General features: G+C 69.0%; 16 protein-coding genes. 10 read left to right on the top strand and 6 right to left on the bottom strand.

All coding sequences use genetic code 11. The features are described from left to right. Positions 1–458: 458 nt before the first annotated feature. On the top strand, positions 459–1,139 hold the full coding sequence (locus ACN469_RS43155; RefSeq protein ID WP_498778189.1) for a hypothetical protein: 681 nt from the start codon (positions 459–461) through the stop codon (positions 1,137–1,139). A gap of 7 nt (positions 1,140–1,146) precedes the next feature. Here the strand turns inward: ACN469_RS43155 and ACN469_RS43150 are convergent, their stop codons facing one another. Then, positions 1,147–1,761: a TetR/AcrR family transcriptional regulator gene (locus ACN469_RS43150; protein ID WP_498778188.1), complete on the bottom strand. Its 615-nt coding sequence runs from the start codon at positions 1,759–1,761 to the stop codon at positions 1,147–1,149. A 126-nt stretch (positions 1,762–1,887) separates the two neighbouring features. Here ACN469_RS43150 and ACN469_RS43145 point away from each other — a divergent pair, with 126 nt between their 5' ends. The 4 genes from ACN469_RS43145 to ACN469_RS43130 all read left to right on the top strand — a co-directional run bounded on the left by ACN469_RS43145 (position 1,888) and on the right by ACN469_RS43130 (position 5,670). Continuing rightward, positions 1,888–3,087 (top strand): macrolide family glycosyltransferase, encoded by a 1,200-nt coding sequence (locus ACN469_RS43145; RefSeq protein ID WP_498778186.1) that lies wholly within the window; start codon positions 1,888–1,890, stop codon positions 3,085–3,087. 23 nt (positions 3,088–3,110) lie between these two features. Next, complete coding sequence (locus ACN469_RS43140) at positions 3,111–3,602, top strand: hypothetical protein (protein ID WP_498778185.1); 492 nt, start codon at positions 3,111–3,113, stop codon at positions 3,600–3,602. A gap of 13 nt (positions 3,603–3,615) precedes the next feature. Beyond that, on the top strand, positions 3,616–4,899 hold the full coding sequence (locus ACN469_RS43135) for an Nramp family divalent metal transporter (RefSeq protein ID WP_498778184.1): 1,284 nt from the start codon (positions 3,616–3,618) through the stop codon (positions 4,897–4,899). 174 nt (positions 4,900–5,073) lie between these two features. Further along, positions 5,074–5,670, top strand: a complete 597-nt coding sequence (locus ACN469_RS43130; protein ID WP_498778182.1) for a hypothetical protein — start codon at positions 5,074–5,076, stop codon at positions 5,668–5,670. A 50-nt stretch (positions 5,671–5,720) separates the two neighbouring features. Here the strand turns inward: ACN469_RS43130 and ACN469_RS43125 are convergent, their stop codons facing one another. The 3 genes from ACN469_RS43125 to ACN469_RS43115 are packed head-to-tail and all read right to left on the bottom strand — an operon-like array spanning position 5,721 to position 9,917. Beyond that, on the bottom strand, positions 5,721–6,905 hold the full coding sequence (locus ACN469_RS43125) for an iron-containing alcohol dehydrogenase (RefSeq protein WP_498778181.1): 1,185 nt from the start codon (positions 6,903–6,905) through the stop codon (positions 5,721–5,723). A 23-nt stretch (positions 6,906–6,928) separates the two neighbouring features. Beyond that, positions 6,929–8,395: a glutamine synthetase family protein gene (locus ACN469_RS43120; RefSeq protein WP_498778180.1), complete on the bottom strand. Its 1,467-nt coding sequence runs from the start codon at positions 8,393–8,395 to the stop codon at positions 6,929–6,931. Positions 8,396–8,426: 31 nt separating this feature from the next. Beyond that, a complete protein-coding gene (locus ACN469_RS43115; RefSeq protein ID WP_498778178.1) occupies positions 8,427–9,917 on the bottom strand; it encodes an aldehyde dehydrogenase family protein in 1,491 nt (496 codons plus the stop codon). Positions 9,918–9,975: 58 nt separating this feature from the next. On the opposite strand from ACN469_RS43115, the gene ACN469_RS43110 reads away from it, so the two are divergent. From ACN469_RS43110 to ACN469_RS43090, 5 genes are all read left to right on the top strand, one after another. After that, the gene (locus tag ACN469_RS43110) at positions 9,976–10,761 is read left to right on the top strand and encodes a glutamine amidotransferase (protein WP_498778177.1); all 786 of its coding nucleotides are present in this window, start codon (positions 9,976–9,978) and stop codon (positions 10,759–10,761) included. A gap of 18 nt (positions 10,762–10,779) precedes the next feature. Beyond that, complete coding sequence (locus tag ACN469_RS43105) at positions 10,780–11,277, top strand: hypothetical protein (protein WP_498778176.1); 498 nt, start codon at positions 10,780–10,782, stop codon at positions 11,275–11,277. Positions 11,278–11,382: 105 nt separating this feature from the next. Continuing rightward, entirely contained in the window at positions 11,383–12,180 is a 798-nt protein-coding gene (locus ACN469_RS43100) for an esterase/lipase family protein (protein WP_498778175.1), read from the top strand. A 14-nt stretch (positions 12,181–12,194) separates the two neighbouring features. Then, positions 12,195–12,653, top strand: coding sequence for a hypothetical protein (locus tag ACN469_RS43095; RefSeq protein WP_498778173.1), 459 nt, complete (start codon positions 12,195–12,197; stop codon positions 12,651–12,653). Between the two features lie 143 nt (positions 12,654–12,796). After that, positions 12,797–14,032, top strand: coding sequence for an AI-2E family transporter (locus ACN469_RS43090; protein ID WP_498778171.1), 1,236 nt, complete (start codon positions 12,797–12,799; stop codon positions 14,030–14,032). 132 nt (positions 14,033–14,164) lie between these two features. Here the strand turns inward: ACN469_RS43090 and ACN469_RS43085 are convergent, their stop codons facing one another. After that, entirely contained in the window at positions 14,165–14,482 is a 318-nt protein-coding gene (locus ACN469_RS43085) for a hypothetical protein (RefSeq protein WP_498778170.1), read from the bottom strand. Positions 14,483–14,501: 19 nt separating this feature from the next. Next, entirely contained in the window at positions 14,502–16,121 is a 1,620-nt protein-coding gene (rho, locus tag ACN469_RS43080) for a transcription termination factor Rho (protein WP_498778168.1), read from the bottom strand. Positions 16,122–16,203 lie beyond the last annotated feature (82 nt).

Genomic DNA, 16,203 nt, shown 5'->3' with positions numbered 1-16,203 from the left:
CAACGCGGCCAGCAGGCCCTGCCCCACTTCGGCTTCACAGGCACCGCGTGCCAGCAATTCCCGCACCAGCAACATGCCGAGGGTGTCTGGCGTCAGCGTCCCTTCCAGGTCGAGCACCGCGAGCCTTCCCATACCAACCCTTTCATGGCGGTCGAGGCGCCCAGCCAGGAGCCCGCGCACACCCAGGTGTTGACGGAGGAGCCCCTGGCTTTGGATGTCTGCTTGAAAGACCTCGTGTCGCGCATTGAACGTGGAGCGAGGGTGACGACCGTGCCCACGTTGGCGAGTCATCACGCGGCCAGGCTCCCGCACCTGGCCGCCAGGCGGGTCTCCCCGTGAATAGACACCCCCATCCCCCGGGCGGGGCCAGCGGGCGAGCCTGGATGCGGTCGCATTGCCGACGCCCGGTCCCCCGTCCACCTTCGGCGAGAAGGGCTCACGCCCGGGGGGACTTCCACATGCATCTGTCCAGGCTTCCGTCGATTCTCGCCGTGTCCGCGGCGCTCTGCTTCTCGGTCGGCTGCTCCAAGCGCGGCTCGCAATCCCAGGGCGCGGAGCCGCAGGCCAGCACCCAGCCTCCGCCCTCCACGCCACCGCCGCCGGCCACCGCGGAGGCAGTGCCTCCCGACATGGGGCCGCAGCCGCCACCGCCGGATGGCAAGCACCACGACAAGCACCACAAGAGCGTCTCCGACGCCAACTGCCCCATGTCCGTCTCGGGCGCGGTGGCTCGGGCGCAGGACGTGCCTGAAGGCGTGGCGCTCATCATCAGCACGCCTGAGCCGACGCAGGTGGCGGAGCTGCAGCAGCGCAGCCGCGCCATGCTCCACGAGCAGGCGGAGAGCACTCAGCGCGCGCAGCAGGTGACGCCCATGCAGGAGGCGCAGCGCGAGGACCTGGGTGACAGCCCGCTGGAGGAGCAGGACGGCCTGGACGACACCGGCATGGGCGGCTCCGGCATGGCGGGCGCGCCGACGATGCCCTCCAGCGCGAGCGTCCAGGACACGCCGGATGGCGTCGTCATCGTCTACACCGCGATGGACCCGAAGAAGCAGAAGCAGCTCAGCAGCGAGGTGCACAAGACGGCGGACCAGATGCAGCCCGGCAAGTGCCCGGGGATGAGCCCCGACATGCCTTGAGCGCTCGTCAGCCCGCGCTCCCCGACGAAGGGCTCGGGGGGCGCAGGGCCGCCACCGCATAGTCCACCACCGTGTCCGCGTACTCCCGAGTGAGCGGCGCGGTGCGCAGCAGCCAGCGGTGGAACAGCGGGCCGAACAGCAGCTCGACGGCGACGTCCAGGTCCACGCCTTGCGCCACCTGTCCCGCCCGCTGCGCGGCCCGCAGTCGCTCCTTCGTCACCTCCAGGCTCGGCCGAAGCAGCGTGTCCACGAACTGCCTGGCGAGCACCGGGTCCAGTTGTGACTCGGCGGTGAGCGCGCGGGAGGGCACCTCGAAGCGCGGCTCACACAGCTCCACCACCGTGGCGCGCAGGACTGTCTTCAGGTCCACCGCGAGGTTCCCCGTGTCGGGGAGCGCCGCCGCTTCGCCCGCCAGCGCGGCGAAGGCGTCCAGTACCAGCGCGCCCTTGGTGGGCCACCACCGGTAGATGGTCTGCTTGCCCACGCCCGCCCGGGCCGCGATGGCCTCGATGGTCAGCCGCGCGTAGCCCTGCTCCCCCACCAGCTCCACCACCGCCTTCAGGATGGCCTGATGGGAACGCCCGCTGCGGCGGGACACGTCCGGCGTCTTCGCGTCACTCATCTCCCGGCACGCTAACTGGACCCAGACGACACGCAACGTCTCGTCTTGACAAACCCGCGAGGCATCTCCAAGGTGACTCTGACGAGACGGTCCGTATCGTCTCAATCATACCTTCAGGAGGTCGCCATGCGCCGTCGCGCCCATATCGCCATGGTCAGCATTCCCGCCCACGGCCACGTGAACCCGAGCCTGGAGGTCATCCGGGAGCTGGTGGCGCGAGGCCACCGCGTCACCTACGCGAATGACGCGTCCTTCGCGGAGCGCATCGTCGAGACAGGGGCGGAGCTGGTGCCCTACCCGTCGACGCTGCCACGAGAAGGCGTCGCGGACCGGAGCTGGCCGGAGGACACCATCGGTCAGCTCTCTGTGTTTCTCGACGATGCCGTGGCCCAGTTGCCGAGGCTCCGCGCCGCCTACGAGCAGGACAAGCCGGACCTCTTCCTCTACGACATCGCGGGCTACGTCGCGCGCATCCTCGCGGAGAACTGGGGGCGGCCAGCCATCTCGCTCTCGCCCACCTTCGTCGCGTGGGAGGGCTACACCGAGGAGATGGCGCCGATGATGGAGTCGCTGCGAGCGGCCCCTGGCGGCGCCGAGTACTTCCGGCGGTTCTCGTCGTGGCTCGCGGAGTGCGGCGTGGCCCAGACGGAGTCCACGCTCTTCGTGGGGCTGCCACCGCGCTCGCTCGTGCTCATCCCCCGGGCGATGCAGCCCCAGGCGGACCGCGTGGACACGAAGCGCTACACCTTCGTGGGCCCCTGCTTCGACGAGCGGCCCCAGCAAGGCACGTGGAAGCGCCCTGCCGGTGTGGAGAAGGTGCTGCTCATCTCACTCGGCTCCACCTTCACGAACCAGCCGGCCTTCTATCGCCACTGCATGGCGGCCTTCGGAGACCTGCCGGGCTGGCACGTGGTGCTGAACATCGGCCGACACGTCGAGCGCGCGGAGCTCGGGGAGATTCCCCGCAACTTCGAGGTGCACCCGTGGGTACCGCAGCTCTCGGTGGTGAGTCAGTCGGACGCGTTCATCACCCATGCGGGCATGGGCAGTACGCAGGAGGCGCTGTGGTGCGGCACGCCCATGATTGCCGTGCCCCAGGCCACGGACCAGTTCACCAACGCGGACCGCATCGTCGAGCTGGGCGTCGGCGTGCGGCTCGACACGGAGAAGGCCACCGCGAAAGCGCTGCGCGAAGCACTCCATCACATCACCACGGAGGCGAGCATCGCGCGGCGAGCGGCAGCGGTCCGCGCCGAGCTGCGAGATGAAGGGGGCGTGAAGCGCGCCGCGGACCTCATCGAGCAGGCTCTTCCGGCCATCGACTGAGGAGTCGTGCCAGACTCGACGGCATGGACGCGCGGGACATCCATTCGAAGTGGGTCGTGAACCTGGAGGCCGCGGACCCGGAGTCATCCCTATGGCTCGGCTGGGCCGCGCTGGCGCGACTGCTGGAGTCCATGATCGAGCTGTCCACCCACCCCAACACCTTCGTCCGCGTCGCGTTCTCCGAGAGCACCTTCGAGAGCCTGCGTGAGCTGTTGACGCGCGCCGAGGAGTGTCACGCGACCGAGGACCCTCACCTGCCCCATCCTCGCGCCCTGAGCACCGAGCGGCTCGCGAGCGCGGCGAACGAGCTCCACCAGGAGGCCCAGCTCCTCGAAAACAAGCTGGCCGAGCCGGGCGCCACGCACGTCATCTCGCGTCAGGAGGTGACGGCACACCAGGCCTTCATCGACGAGTGGAAGACGATTCAGGCCCAGCTCGGCAGGGGCGGCGGTCGACTCCCGCCGCTGCACGACTGCTCGGGCTCGATGACGCTGTCGCTCATCTGGGGATGGTAGCGTTTCGGGCCCCATGGAAAGCCCGGCACCCTCCACCGCGCAGTCCGTCGCCTCCGCCCGACCCGGGCTGATGACTCGCTTCGGGCCCGGCATCCTCGTCGCCGCCACGGGTGTGGGCGCGGGAGACCTTCTCACCGCGAGCCTGGGAGGCTCGGCGGTGGGTGTCGCCATCCTCTGGGCCGCGGTCGTGGGCTCGGTGCTCAAGGCCTTCCTCAACGAAGGCGTCGCGCGCTGGCAGCTCGCCACCGGTACCACCGTGCTGGAGGGCTGGGCTCGACTGGGCCCTGTCCTGCGCAATGTCTTCTTCGTCTACCTGCTGGGCTGGAGCTTCTTCACGGGCGGCGCGCTCATCTCCGCGTGTGGAGCCGCGGGTGATGCGCTGTGGCCCATCGGAGGAGATTCGGAGACGTCCCGGCGCATCTGGGGCGTGGTTCACTCGCTCGTCGGGCTCGCGCTCGTCGGGCTCGGCGGGTTCCGCCTCTTCGAGAAGCTGATGGCGGCCTGCATCGCGCTGATGTTCGGCGCGGTCCTCTTCGCCGCCGTGGGCTCGCAACCGGACTGGGCCGCCGCCGCGCGCGGGCTCGTGATTCCCTCCCTGCCCGACAATGGCTCCGTCTGGGTGCTGGGCCTCTTGGGCGGCGTGGGCGGCACGGTGACGATGCTCTCGTATGGCTACTGGATTCGAGAGAAGGGCCGCGAGGGACCTCAAGGCCTGAAGACCTGTCAGGCGGACCTCGCCGTGGGCTACGCGCTCACGGGGATGTTCGGCGCGGCCATGGTCATCATCGGCTCGACGCTGCGGCTGGAGGGTAGCGGCCTGAAGGTGGCGTCACTGCTCGCCACGCGGCTGGAGACGGTCATCGGTCCCGCTGGCTACTGGGTGTTCCTCGCGGGCTTCTGGGGCGCGGTCTTCTCCAGCCTGCTGGGCGTCTGGGAAGGCATCCCCTACCTGTTCGCGGACTTCCTGCGCATCCACCGCAAGCGCGAGCCGGGGCCGCCCGTGGACCTGCGAAAGACTCGCGCGTGGCGGCTGTACCTGGTGGCGCTCGCCATCGTCCCGCTTCCCATGCTCTGGGCACCTCTCCAGCGCGCGCAGCTCGCCTACGCCATCGTCGGCGCGCTGTTCATGCCGCTGCTCGCCGCCACCCTGCTGTGGATGAACAACCGGCGCGCCTGGGTGGGCGCCCTGCGCAACGGATGGCTCACCAACGCCGCGCTCGTCGCCACCCTGCTCCTCTTCCTCGCCGTCGGCCTCCAGGAGGCGCTCGACGCACTGCGCAAACTGCGAGGGCCCTGAGCTGGGACGGGCGGCGCGGTCCGCGGGGTGAGCCCAGGGCGAGGATGTGAACTGGCGGTCGTTGCGTCCGCTGGAGGGTGCGCGAGCGGACGTCATGACCTCCCCGAAGCACGAGGCTCGCAGTAGGCTATGAGGCGCGAACGGTGGTTCTTCCACGCCCCTCAGGAGGGACACATGAAGCGCTGGAGTACGTTGCTCGCAGTCGCGGCGCTGTGCGCGGGTTGTCAGAACGGTGGCAAGGACGACCGGCCCACACGCGCGCAGATTCGCAAGACGGGACCCGCGACGATGGAGGTCATTCCCTCCGCCGGGCAGCTCCCCTACTGCATGCTCTACACGGTGTCCCAGAAGGGCGTCATCCGGCAGCTCACGCTGACGCGGGAGAATCGCTCCATCCGCTGCGACTCGAACAAGCCCGTCGCCAACACCAGCTTCCGCGTGCCCACGCAGGAAGGAAAGGTGAAGGTCTACATCTTCTTCTCCGACGACCGCATCCCCGCGGGCCCCGTCGCGCAGCAGCTCTATGACTTGCGCGGCCAGGAGCGCATCAACGCGATGGACCTGCGCCTGCCCGGACGCGTCTACGTGGAGACGCTGGACTTCGTGCCCGAGGAAGGCACGGCGGAGATGACCGGCGCGGTGGTGGGCTCGCACGGCGAGGTCACCGACGCGGGCCCTGGCTCCGGGAATGACACGGACCTGGGCGCCACGGTGCTCGGAGACGGCGGCACCACCGGCGCCCCGCCGGCGGCCTCGGACGAAGGCAACTGAAGTCCGTCAGCTCCGAGGGAGGCGCTCGCCTCCCCCGGGACGACGCTGTGTCACCAGGCCTCGCGGGCCATGGCCAGCAGGTCGGCCTCCACCACCTTGCGCGGGTTGCTCAGGTGCGAGGCATCCAGGAAGGCCTTGTCGGCGATCTTCGGCAGGTCCTCTTCCTTGACGCCCACGTCGCGAAGCCGCGCGGGAATGCCGATGGCCGCGTTGAGCTTGCGCACCCGGTCGATGGCGTTGCTCGCGAGCACGTCCTCCCGAGCGTTGGTGGTGTCACCCATCGCCACCGCCACACGCGCCAGCCGCGTCGTGCTCGAGGCGCGGTTGAACTCCATCACCACCGGCAGCACGACGGCGTTGGCCAGGCCATGGTGCACACCGGAGATGGGCGTCAGCGCGTGCGCGAGCGCGTGGCACGCGCCCAGGCCCTTCTGGAAGGCCATGGCGCCCTGCATCGCGGCGATCATCATGTCCGTGCGCGCCGCCAGGTCCTTGCCCTCGCGCACCGCCGTCACCAGCGAGCGACTCACGCGCTGGATGCCGTCGATGGCCACCGCGTCCGCGAGCGGGTGGAAGCCATTGGCCAGGTAAGCCTCCAGGCAGTGCGTGAAGGCATCCATGCCCGTGGCCGCGGTGACGCCAGGAGGAAGCCCCAGCGTCAGCTCCGGGTCGACGATGGCGGCGCGAGGCAGCAGGGCCGGGCTGAAAATCACCGTCTTGCGACCCGTGTCCGCCAGCGTCACCACGCCCGAGCGACCCACCTCCGAGCCCGTGCCCGCCGTCGTCGGAATGGCGATGAGCGGAGGCAGGTCGTCCTTCACGTACTGGTCCCCGCCCTTCGCGTCGTCATAGCGACTGAGCGGAGGCTCGTGGGTGGTGAGCAGCTGCACCAGCTTGCCCGCATCCAGCGCGCTGCCGCCGCCCAGCGCGATGAGCCCGTCGCACTTGTTGTGGCGATAGACCTCCAGGCCGGCGAAGACGTCCTTCTCGGTGGGGTTGGGCTCCACGCCGTCGAAGACGGCGCACTCCAGGCCCGCCGTCTTCAGGACTTCGAGCACGCGGGAGGCGAGCCCCGCCTTCACCACGCCCGCGTCCGTCACCAGCAGCGGGCGCTTCATGTTCAACCGCTGCGCCTGGGCGGGCAGCCGCTGGAGCGCTCCGGCGCCCAGGACGATGCGGGTGGGCCACGCCATCTCGGTGATACGGGGCTCAGCGGGAATGTCGAACGGCTTCATCGCGGGTTCCTCCCTCGGGCTCATCAGATGAGCTCCAGGTAGCGCTCCAACTCCCAGCTCGTGACGGCGCGCTCGTACTGGCGCACCTCCCACTCGCGCGTGCGCACGAAGTGGTCCACGAAGCCCTCGCCCAGGATTTCCCGAGCGCGCTCGCTCTGCTTGAGCAGGGCCACGGCATCTCTCAAATTGCGCGGCAGCGGCGCGGCCTCGTGGGACGCGTAGGCGTTGGAGTTGCACGCGGGCGGCGGCTCGATTTCGTTCTCGATGCCCCACAGGCCCGCGGCCATGCTCACGGCCATGCCGATGTACGCGTTCATGTCCGCGCCGAGCTGGCGGTACTCGATGCGCATCGCCTTGGCGTTCTCGCCGATGACGCGCACGGCGCAGGTGCGGTTCTCCAGGCCCCACGCGGCGGTGGTGGGCGCCCAGGTGTTCTCCACGCTGCGCTTGTAGCTGTTGATGGTGGGCCAGTAGAGCGCCGTCAATTCCGGCATCAGCGCTATCTGCCCACCGATGTAGTGGCGCATGAGGCGGCTCATGCCGTGCGGCGCGCCTTCCTCATGGAAGAGGTTGTGCTCGCCCTTCAGGTCCCAGAGGGACTGGTGCACGTGCCCCGAGCACCCCGGCAGCTTCGCGTTCACCTTGGCCATGAAGCACGCGGTGAGACCCTGGCGCGAGCACAGCTCCTTCACCACCGTCTTGAAGAGGGCCGCCTTGTCCGCGGAGCGCTCCACGTCGTCATAGCGGATGGCGGCCTCGAAGACGCCGGGCCCCGTCTCGGTGTGGAAACCCTCGATGTTGAGGCCGAAGCCGTTGCATCCATCGATGAGCGCGTGCACCAGCGGCGCGTTCTGCGACGTGCGCAGCCACGAGTAGCCGAACATGCCGGGCGTCAGCGGCGTGAGGTCCTGGAAGCCCTTCTGCTTCAGCGTGTCCGGCTGCTCCTTGAAGATGAAGAACTCGTACTCGGCGCCGAAGCGAGGCAGGTAGCCCTGCTCCCTCGCGCGAGCGGCGATTTTCTGGAGCAGCTGCCGGGGACTGGCCTCGAAGGGCGTCCCGTCCGGGTTGACGAAGTCGAGCAGGAAGGCCGCGGTGTCGGGCTCCCACGGAATCACCCGCCCCGTCGTCAAATCCACCGTCGCGTGCGCATCCGGGTAGCCGGTGTGCCAGCCCGTCACCTGGGTGTTGTCCAGCAGCTCGTCGCCCAGGTCCCAGCCGAAGACGACGTCGCAGAAGCCCAGGCCGCCCTTGGCGGCGCTGAGGAACTTCTCCAGGGAGATGTACTTGCCGCGCCAGACACCGTCGATGTCGATGGCGCCGACCTTCACCTTCTTCACGCCGTTGTCGTCGAGCCAGCGCTTGAGCGTGTCGGTGCCGCCCGGGTCCCGGGCCACGGCGCCGCCGCGCACGGGGCCTCCGCGCTCTTTGGCACGGGCCCGGCGGGCCACGGTCGGATGCGTGAGAACCTTCGCCTTGGGACGGGTCGGCATCGGGACCTTCCTTCCTGGGGTGAGGGAATGCTCAGGTGTCCGTCGGCAGCCGCGTCCACACCGCCTTGCACTGGAGGTAGCCTTCCAGCGCGTGGTGCGACAAATCACGGCCCCAGCCGGACTCCTTGTAGCCGCCGAACGGCGCGGCATCGTCGAACTCGTTGAAGCAGTTGATCCACACCACGCCGCTCTTCACCTTGCGAGCCAGCGCGTGCGCCTTCGCCACGTCGCGAGTCCACAGCGAGGCGGCCAGGCCGTAGAGCGTGCCGTTGGCCAGCTCCAGCGCGTGCGCGTCATCGCGGAAGCGCAGGCAGCTGAGCACCGGTCCGAAGATCTCCTCCTGGGCGATCTTCATGTCCGGCTTCACGTCGCCGAAGATGGTGGGCCGCATGAAAGCGCCCTTCGCCTTGACGCCCTCCGTGTCGCGCTCGCCACCGGCCAGCAGCGTCGCGCCCTGCTGACGACCGCTCTCGACGAAGCCGAGGATGGTGTCGAGCTGCTTCTGGCTCACCTGCGCGCCCATCTCCGTGGACGGGTCCAACGGGTCACCGACGCGCAGCTTGCGCGCGCGCTCCGCCAGCTTGCCCACGAAGTCGTCGTAGATGCCGTCCTGCACGAGCACGCGGCTGCCCGCGTTGCACGTCTCACCCTTGTTGCCGAAGATGCCCCAGAAGCACGCCTCCACGGCGCGCTCCAGGTCCGCGTCGGCGAAGATGACCTGGGGGCTCTTGCCGCCCAGCTCCAGCGTCAGCTTCTTGAAGTTGCTGCCCGCCGACGCCTGCATCAGCCGGCGCGCGGTGCGGCCGGAGCCGGTGAAGGAGATCTTGTCCACGTCCGGGTGCCGCGCGAGCGCCTCGCCCGCGGGGTCTCCGTAGCCGGTGACGACGTTGAGGACGCCGGGAGGGAAGCCCGCCTCCAGCGCGAGCGCGCCCAGCTTCATCGCCGTCAGCGGCGTCATCTCGGAGGGCTTCACCACCACCGTGCAGCCAGCGGCGAGCGCGGGGCCCAGCTTCCAGCAGAGGATGCAGGTGGGGTAGTTCCACGGGACGATGAGTCCCACCACGCCCACCGGCTCCTTGAGCACGTAGGTGTGGAAGGGGCCGTCCACCGGGAGCACCTCGCCGTGAATCTTGTCAGCCCAGTCCGCGAAGTACGCGAGCGTGCCGGCGCCCGGCGCCACGTCGCCTCGGATGGCGTCGCGGAACGTCTTGCCGTTGTTGAGCGACTCGACGAGCGCGAACTCCTCGCGGCGCTGCCACAGCAGGTCGGCGAGCTTGCGGATGAGCTTGCCGCGCTCGCGGGCGGACATCTTGCTCCACGGGCCGGACTCGAAGGCGCGACGGGCGGCTTTCACCGCGCGGTCCACGTCGGGGGCGGTGGCGCTGGGTACGTCGCACACCTTCTCACCCGTGGCGGGATTCACCACCGGGAGCGAGCCCCCTTCGACGGGGTCCACGCCCTGCCCATCGATGAGCAGTTGCAGGACGGGCAGCCGGGGGGAGAGCGAGCGGGCGTCTAGCATGGGGATTCCTCGGGGCACACGGGGGCGTTCCAGACAGATTGGCCAGGAGCGAACACAGGTGGCACGACAGGGTAGGAATGACGTCCAGACGCGGCAACCTGCGGTGGTGAAGAACGTCTTGTTGCTGAAAGCTGGTGAGGCCGCGGAGTCAGTGCGTCTCACCGTCGGTGATTACGAGCAGTGGTTCCTGGGCACCATCGGACTGGAGGGCCATCGCTTCGACATCCTCCCGGTGCACCGCGACGCTCCGTTGCCACGGGAGGCGCATGCGTACGACGCGGTGATGATGACGGGCTCTCCTCTGTCGGTGACGCGGCTGGAGCCGTGGATGGAGCGCGTCGCGGACTTCATGGTGGAGGCCGGGGAGAAGGGCACGCCGGTGCTGGGTGTGTGCTTTGGTCATCAGTTGCTCGCTCGGGCGTACGGTGGACAGGTGGCGCGAAATCCGCTGGGCCGGGAGACAGGCACGGTGGAGGTGAGGCTCACCGAGGCGGGGCGCCGGGACGCGCTGTTCGACGGGGTGCCGGAGGTCTTCGCCGCCCAGGCCACGCACGAGGACATCGTCGCCCAGGTGCCCGAGGGCGCGACGGTGCTCGCGGGCAACGCCAACACGGCCGCGCAGGCGCTCGCCTTCCGCCCCAACGTCCGGGGCGTGCAGTTCCACCCGGAGGCGGCGCCGGACGCGCTGCGCGCCGTCATCAACGCGCGCCGCGAGGGACTGGAGCAGGAGGCCGTGGCGCGGGGGATTCCGCCCGGTGCGCAGGTGCCCAGGTTGCTCTCGGGCCTCACTCCCACTCCCGCTGGGAGGCGAATCCTGATGAACTTCCTGGAGCGCTTCACCTGACTCCCCTCGAGGCTCCCCTTGCCGCGCATCCTGTCGTCGCTCCTGCTCGCCCTCCTCGTCTCCTCCTGCTCCGACGGTGACCCGTGCTCCCAGGCTCCTCGCTGTGACGACTCGGAGGCCCTCAACTGCGAGACGGCCTGCACGGTGGGCCCCTGCTCCACCGGCGCCATCTTCCAGCAGTGCGACCAGGGCACCACCTGCACCGTCGTGCCCGGAGACCGGAGCGACGCGCGCTTCTATCGCTCGCGGGCGGTGTGCGCGCGGAGCCTGACGGCGTGTGACCCGGCGACGGCGCCCGAGCCCGTCTGCGAGGACGGCCGCTTCGTCACCGGCTGCGGGGCACACCGCCGCGACATCCGCGCCTTCTGCTCCCAGGCGGCGCTGTACTTCGCGAAGGTCCCCGCGTGCTGCATCACCGCGCCGGGCGATGGTGGGACGGATGCCGGCACCGACGGTGGCACGATGGATGGTGGAATTCCGGACGCTGGGCCGGGCACGTCCGACGCCGGACGTTGAGCAGCGCGCGTTCGCGGGGTGATGACCCCGCGCGCGCCCGGCGGAACGAGGGGACGAGTCCCAGGTTGTCCCTGGACGGCGCTCCGCGCGCCGACCGAGTGCGCCATGACTCCTCTCGTTCCGCGCTATCGCCGGTGGACACGACAACTGCGAAACCTCGCGGCCTATCTGCACGTGGACACGCGGGCCCATCACATCGTCAGGAAGACGGACTTCACGCAGTGTCCCCGGCCGGTGTTGTTGCTCTACGGCTTCTTCAGCACGCGGCGGGTGTTCGAGGTGTTGGAGCAGCGGCTGCGGCGTGACGGCTACTCCGTCTGGTCCATCCACCTGGGCGGTGCGTTGGACCGGTACAACACGTGTGGCATCGACGCGCTGGCGCAGAAGGTGCGCGAGAAGGTGGAGCGCATGTACACGCGCTATCCACACATGGGGCCGCTGAGCATCGTCGGCCACTCGAAGGGCGGACTCATCGGGATGTATTACGTGAAGCGCCTGGGGGGAGATGCGCGGGTGCGAAACCTCATCACCCTGGGGACGCCGCACCAAGGCTCGCGGCTGGCGTATCTGGGCTGCGCGACGCTCGGGTGGTTCAGTCGCAGCATGTGGCAGCTCACGCCCGTGTCGCCGTTCCTGAAGCAGCTGCGCACGGGAGCCTTTCCAAGGGACGTGCGGCTGGCCTCGCTCTACTCGAAGGTGGACGAGGTGACGCCCTGGACGTCGGCGCGGCTGGACGTGGAGGGCCAGCCGAACGTGTCCAACCACGAGCTGTCCAACGTGGGACACGGAGAGCTGCTCACCCGGCGGGCCGTCTACGAGGTCATCCGACACGAGCTGAGCGCCGGCTATGGCGAGTGCGCACAAGGCCTGCGCGCGGTGTCGCTGCCGCCATCCGCCTCTTGAGGTAGAGAGGGAACATGCCCTCGCGCTGGGACCGCCTCTTCGACCTGAAGCCCGTGCCCCTCATGGACCACTTCGTGGAGGAGGTGGCCAAGCTGCTCGCGCAGGACCTTCAGGGCTGGCCGCCGCCGGTGGACGAGGTGGACCTGGAGACGGGAGGCCACTTCGCGCCGCTGTTCACCGAGCCTCGCCCGCGTCCCGCGCCGGCCGTCTACACGGAGGCGCTGAGGCTGACGCGGTGGGAGCTGGCGCACGAGACGGACGCGTTCGACGACTACATGCGCAACAAGCGCTACCTGGAACGAGGGCTCGGGCCGGATGACCGGCTGGCCCTGCTGTTCCTCGCCCGGTGGCTCACCGAGCAGATGCTGAGCCTGGGAGAAGCCACCGAGGGCCGCGTCAAACGCAAGCAGATGCAGGTCTGCCTGGACAAGCTGGAGTCGAAGCTCCGGCTCGTCCAGGGCGCTCAGGCGTGAGCCGTCCCACCCCGAGGCCCCGCAAAAGCTGGGACCTCGAACTTTCCGCCCCTTCGGAACGAGTGGGCCCTGGTGCGGAGGGCAAGCGAGAACCTGGGGCACCGGCCCTTGTCAGCGCGCGGGCGCTGCCGTAAGCCCGAGGCATGTTGCAGCCCCTGGACACCCCGTCTCCGACGCCCACCACCGACCGCCGCAAGCGCCTGCTCATCCTCGGAGCCCTCTGGCTCGTCGTGGCGGCGGCCCTCGTGACGTTCCGCTCGGTGGTGATGCCCTTCGCGGGCGCGGCGCTCATCGCGTACCTGGTGCAGCCGCTCGTGGCGCGCATCACCCGGCTGAAGGTCGCCGGACGCGCCGTCCCCCACTGGGCGGCCATCCTGCTCATCTACGCGGGCTTCTTCGTCGGGGTGTACCTCTTCCTGGTGGCCCTGGTACCGCAGCTCTACCGGGAGATGGCGCGCGTCAGCCGCGACGCGATGGCGCTGGCCAACACGCTCACGCCGGAGCAGGTGCAGGTGCTCGCGCAGCGCGGCGAGACGTGGCTCAGCGACTATGGCATTCCCGTGGCGCTCTCCAACCGGGCGCTGGAGGGCGCGGACGCCGCGGGCAGTGGGCACTTCAGCCTCGCGCTGGACCTGGAGCAGCTGCTGAGTGACGCGGTGAAGCGCATCTCGTCGCTGGTGCAGGAGAACCTGGGCGACATCGTCAATGTGTCCCGCAGCATCATCGCGGGAGTGGCCGCGGGCGTCTTCACGCTGTTCTTCGTGCTGATGGTGGCGGCGTTCTTCTCCATCGACGGTCACGCCATCCGTCGGTACTGCGGCACCCTGGTCCCCGCCGAGTACGCCCACGACGCGAGGCAGCTCGCCGACCGCATCGACCGCTCCCTGTCCGGAGTAGTGCGCGGGCAGGTCACCATCTGCGTCGTCAACGGCGCGCTGACCTTCGTGGGGCTGCTGCTCTTCGGCGTGAAGTTCGCATTCCTGCTGGCCACCATCGCCACGTTCTTCAGCCTCATCCCCATCTTCGGCACCATCCTCAGCTCAGTGCCCATCGTCCTCATCGCGATGGCGGACGGCTTCAAGAAGGGCCTGGCCATCCTGGTGTGGATCATCGGCATCCACGCGGTGGAGGCGTACTTCCTCAATCCCAAAATCATGGGACAGGCCGCGCGCATCCACCCGGTCATCGTCGCCTTCTCCCTCATCGCGGGAGAGCGACTCTTCGGCCTCGTGGGCGCGCTCTTCGCCGTGCCCATCACCGCCATCCTCGTGGCCTGCTTCGACTACGCCCGCCTCAAGGCGCAGCCGCAGCCGGTGCTGACGCTCCCCTCCTCCGAGCAGCCGTCCGCCGTCACCGGGAAACAGACGCCCGCGGCCTGAGCGCCGCTTCGCCGCACGACGGGACTACGACGAAGCACCGCTCCCGAGCGGCTTCGCAACGTTCGCGAGCGAGCGGTTGTAACGCGGTAGAGGGCACGCCAGCACGCCGCGCGGCAGGCTTGCGCCTGGGCATCACTGACAGGCGGAGTCGCAGCGGGCTCCACGGCAGAAGGGGATGCAGCGCCCGCAGTCGATGGAGCCTTCCGGGCACCCGCCCGTGCAGCTCACACCGCCACAGCTCGGGCCTTCGTCCGCGTGGGTGACGGCGGTGCCAAGCCCGCAGCAGGCATTGGCGACGCAGTCGTCATCCGAGTAGCAGGTCTTGTTCGACAGCACCGGGGGCGCGTCTTCATCAGGCGGCCCCAGGGAGTCCACATCGCATCCCAGTCCACCTCCGAGTGACACCCCGAGAATCAGGGGAAGCAGACGGACGAACATGGAACGGGACATGGACCCTCCGGGCGGTGGCTTATCGGTTCATCGAGCCGAGGAAGTCAGCGTTCGTCGGCGTCGGACGCATGTGCTTGAGCACGAACTCCATCGCGTCGATGGGCGTGAACGGGTGGAGCACCTGGCGCAGCGCAGTGATGCGCACGAGATCTCCCGGCGACAAGAGCAATTCTTCCTTACGCGTTCCGGACTTGTTGATGTCCAGCGTCGGGAAGATGCGCTTCTCCATCAGCTTCCGGTCCAGGACGATTTCGGAGTTACCCGTGCCCTTGAACTCCTCGAAGATGACTTCGTCCATGCGGCTGCCGGTGTCGATGAGCGCGGTGCCGATGATGGTCAGCGAGCCGCCCTCCTCGATGTTGCGCGCGGCGCCGAAGAAGCGCTTGGGCTTGTGGAGCGCGTTGGCGTCCACGCCGCCGGAGAGAATCTTTCCGGACGCGGGCACCACCGTGTTGTAGGCGCGCGCCAGACGCGTAATCGAGTCGAGCAGGATGCAGACGTCGTACTTCTGCTCGACGAGGCGCTTGGCCTTGTCGATGACCATCTCCGCCACCTGCACGTGCCGCGTGGCGGGCTCGTCGAAGGTGGAGGACACCACCTCGCCCCGCACGCTGCGCTCCATGTCCGTGACTTCTTCCGGGCGCTCATCCACGAGCAGCACGATGAGGTACACGTCCGGGTGGTTGCGGCTGATGGCGTGCGCGATGTTCTGCAGCAGCACCGTCTTGCCGGCCTTCGGCGGCGCGACGATGAGGCAGCGCTGTCCCAGACCGATGGGGCAGAACATGTCGATGATGCGCGTGGTCATCTCCGACGACTCGTGCTCCAGCTTGAGCTTGCGCGTCGGATACAGCGGCGTGAGGTTGTCGAACAGGATGCGCTCGCGCGCCGCGTCCGACATCGGGTCCGTGAAGTTGACCGTGTCCACCTTCTGGAGCGCGAAGAAGCGCTCGCCCTCGCGGGGCTGGCGGATGGGGCCCGTCACCGTGTCGCCAGGGCGCAGGTTGAACCGGCGCACCTGCGAGGGGGACACGTAGATATCGTCCGGGCTGGGCTGGTAGTCGCTGTCCGAGCTGCGCAGGAAGCCGAAGCCGTCGCTGAGCATCTCCATCACGCCTTCGGCGTGGACCTCGAAGCGCTTGTCGGCGATGCCACCGAGGAGCGCGAAGATGAGGTCCTGCTTCTTCAGGCCCTGGTAGTTCTCGAGGCCCACGTCGTGGGCCATCCTGGACAGGTCCGTGATCTTCATCCGCTTCAGGTCATTGAGCTTGATGACCTGCATCGGCGCGCCGTCGCGGCTGACTTCCGTGATGGCGGGCGTGTCGGGGACCTCCGGCGCGGGCGGCAGCGTGGCGGCCGGAGACTCGTCCTCTCCAGACAGACGCGCCTCCTGGATGTCGTCGTCGCGGACCGGACGGGAAATGGGAGTCAGGACCGGACGGGGCGGCTCGGCGCTCACCTCCGGCTCCGCGCTGACTTCCTCGTCGCGGCGGGGCGCGCGGCGGGTGCGGGAGGGCTTCTCGGTATCTTCCCTTTCGGCGGTCTTCGCCGCCGCGCGCTTGCGACGGGGCTTGTCGTCGGCCTCGACGGGAACTACGACGTCGGCGGCCTTCTCTCTCGAAGTACGGGCTTTGCGCATGTCTGGAACGCTTGGGGATTGGTGGGGTGCCCGAGGACTCGGACGCTCGATTGCCGGGGGAGATTCCGCGCGGCCTCGGAAG

This window comes from Corallococcus terminator, from assembly GCF_049194865.1.
GTDB classification, from domain to species: domain Bacteria; phylum Myxococcota; class Myxococcia; order Myxococcales; family Myxococcaceae; genus Myxococcus; species Myxococcus terminator_A.
The sequence above is the reverse complement of the archived record's forward strand: the minus strand, read 5'-3'. Positions and strand labels throughout refer to the sequence as shown.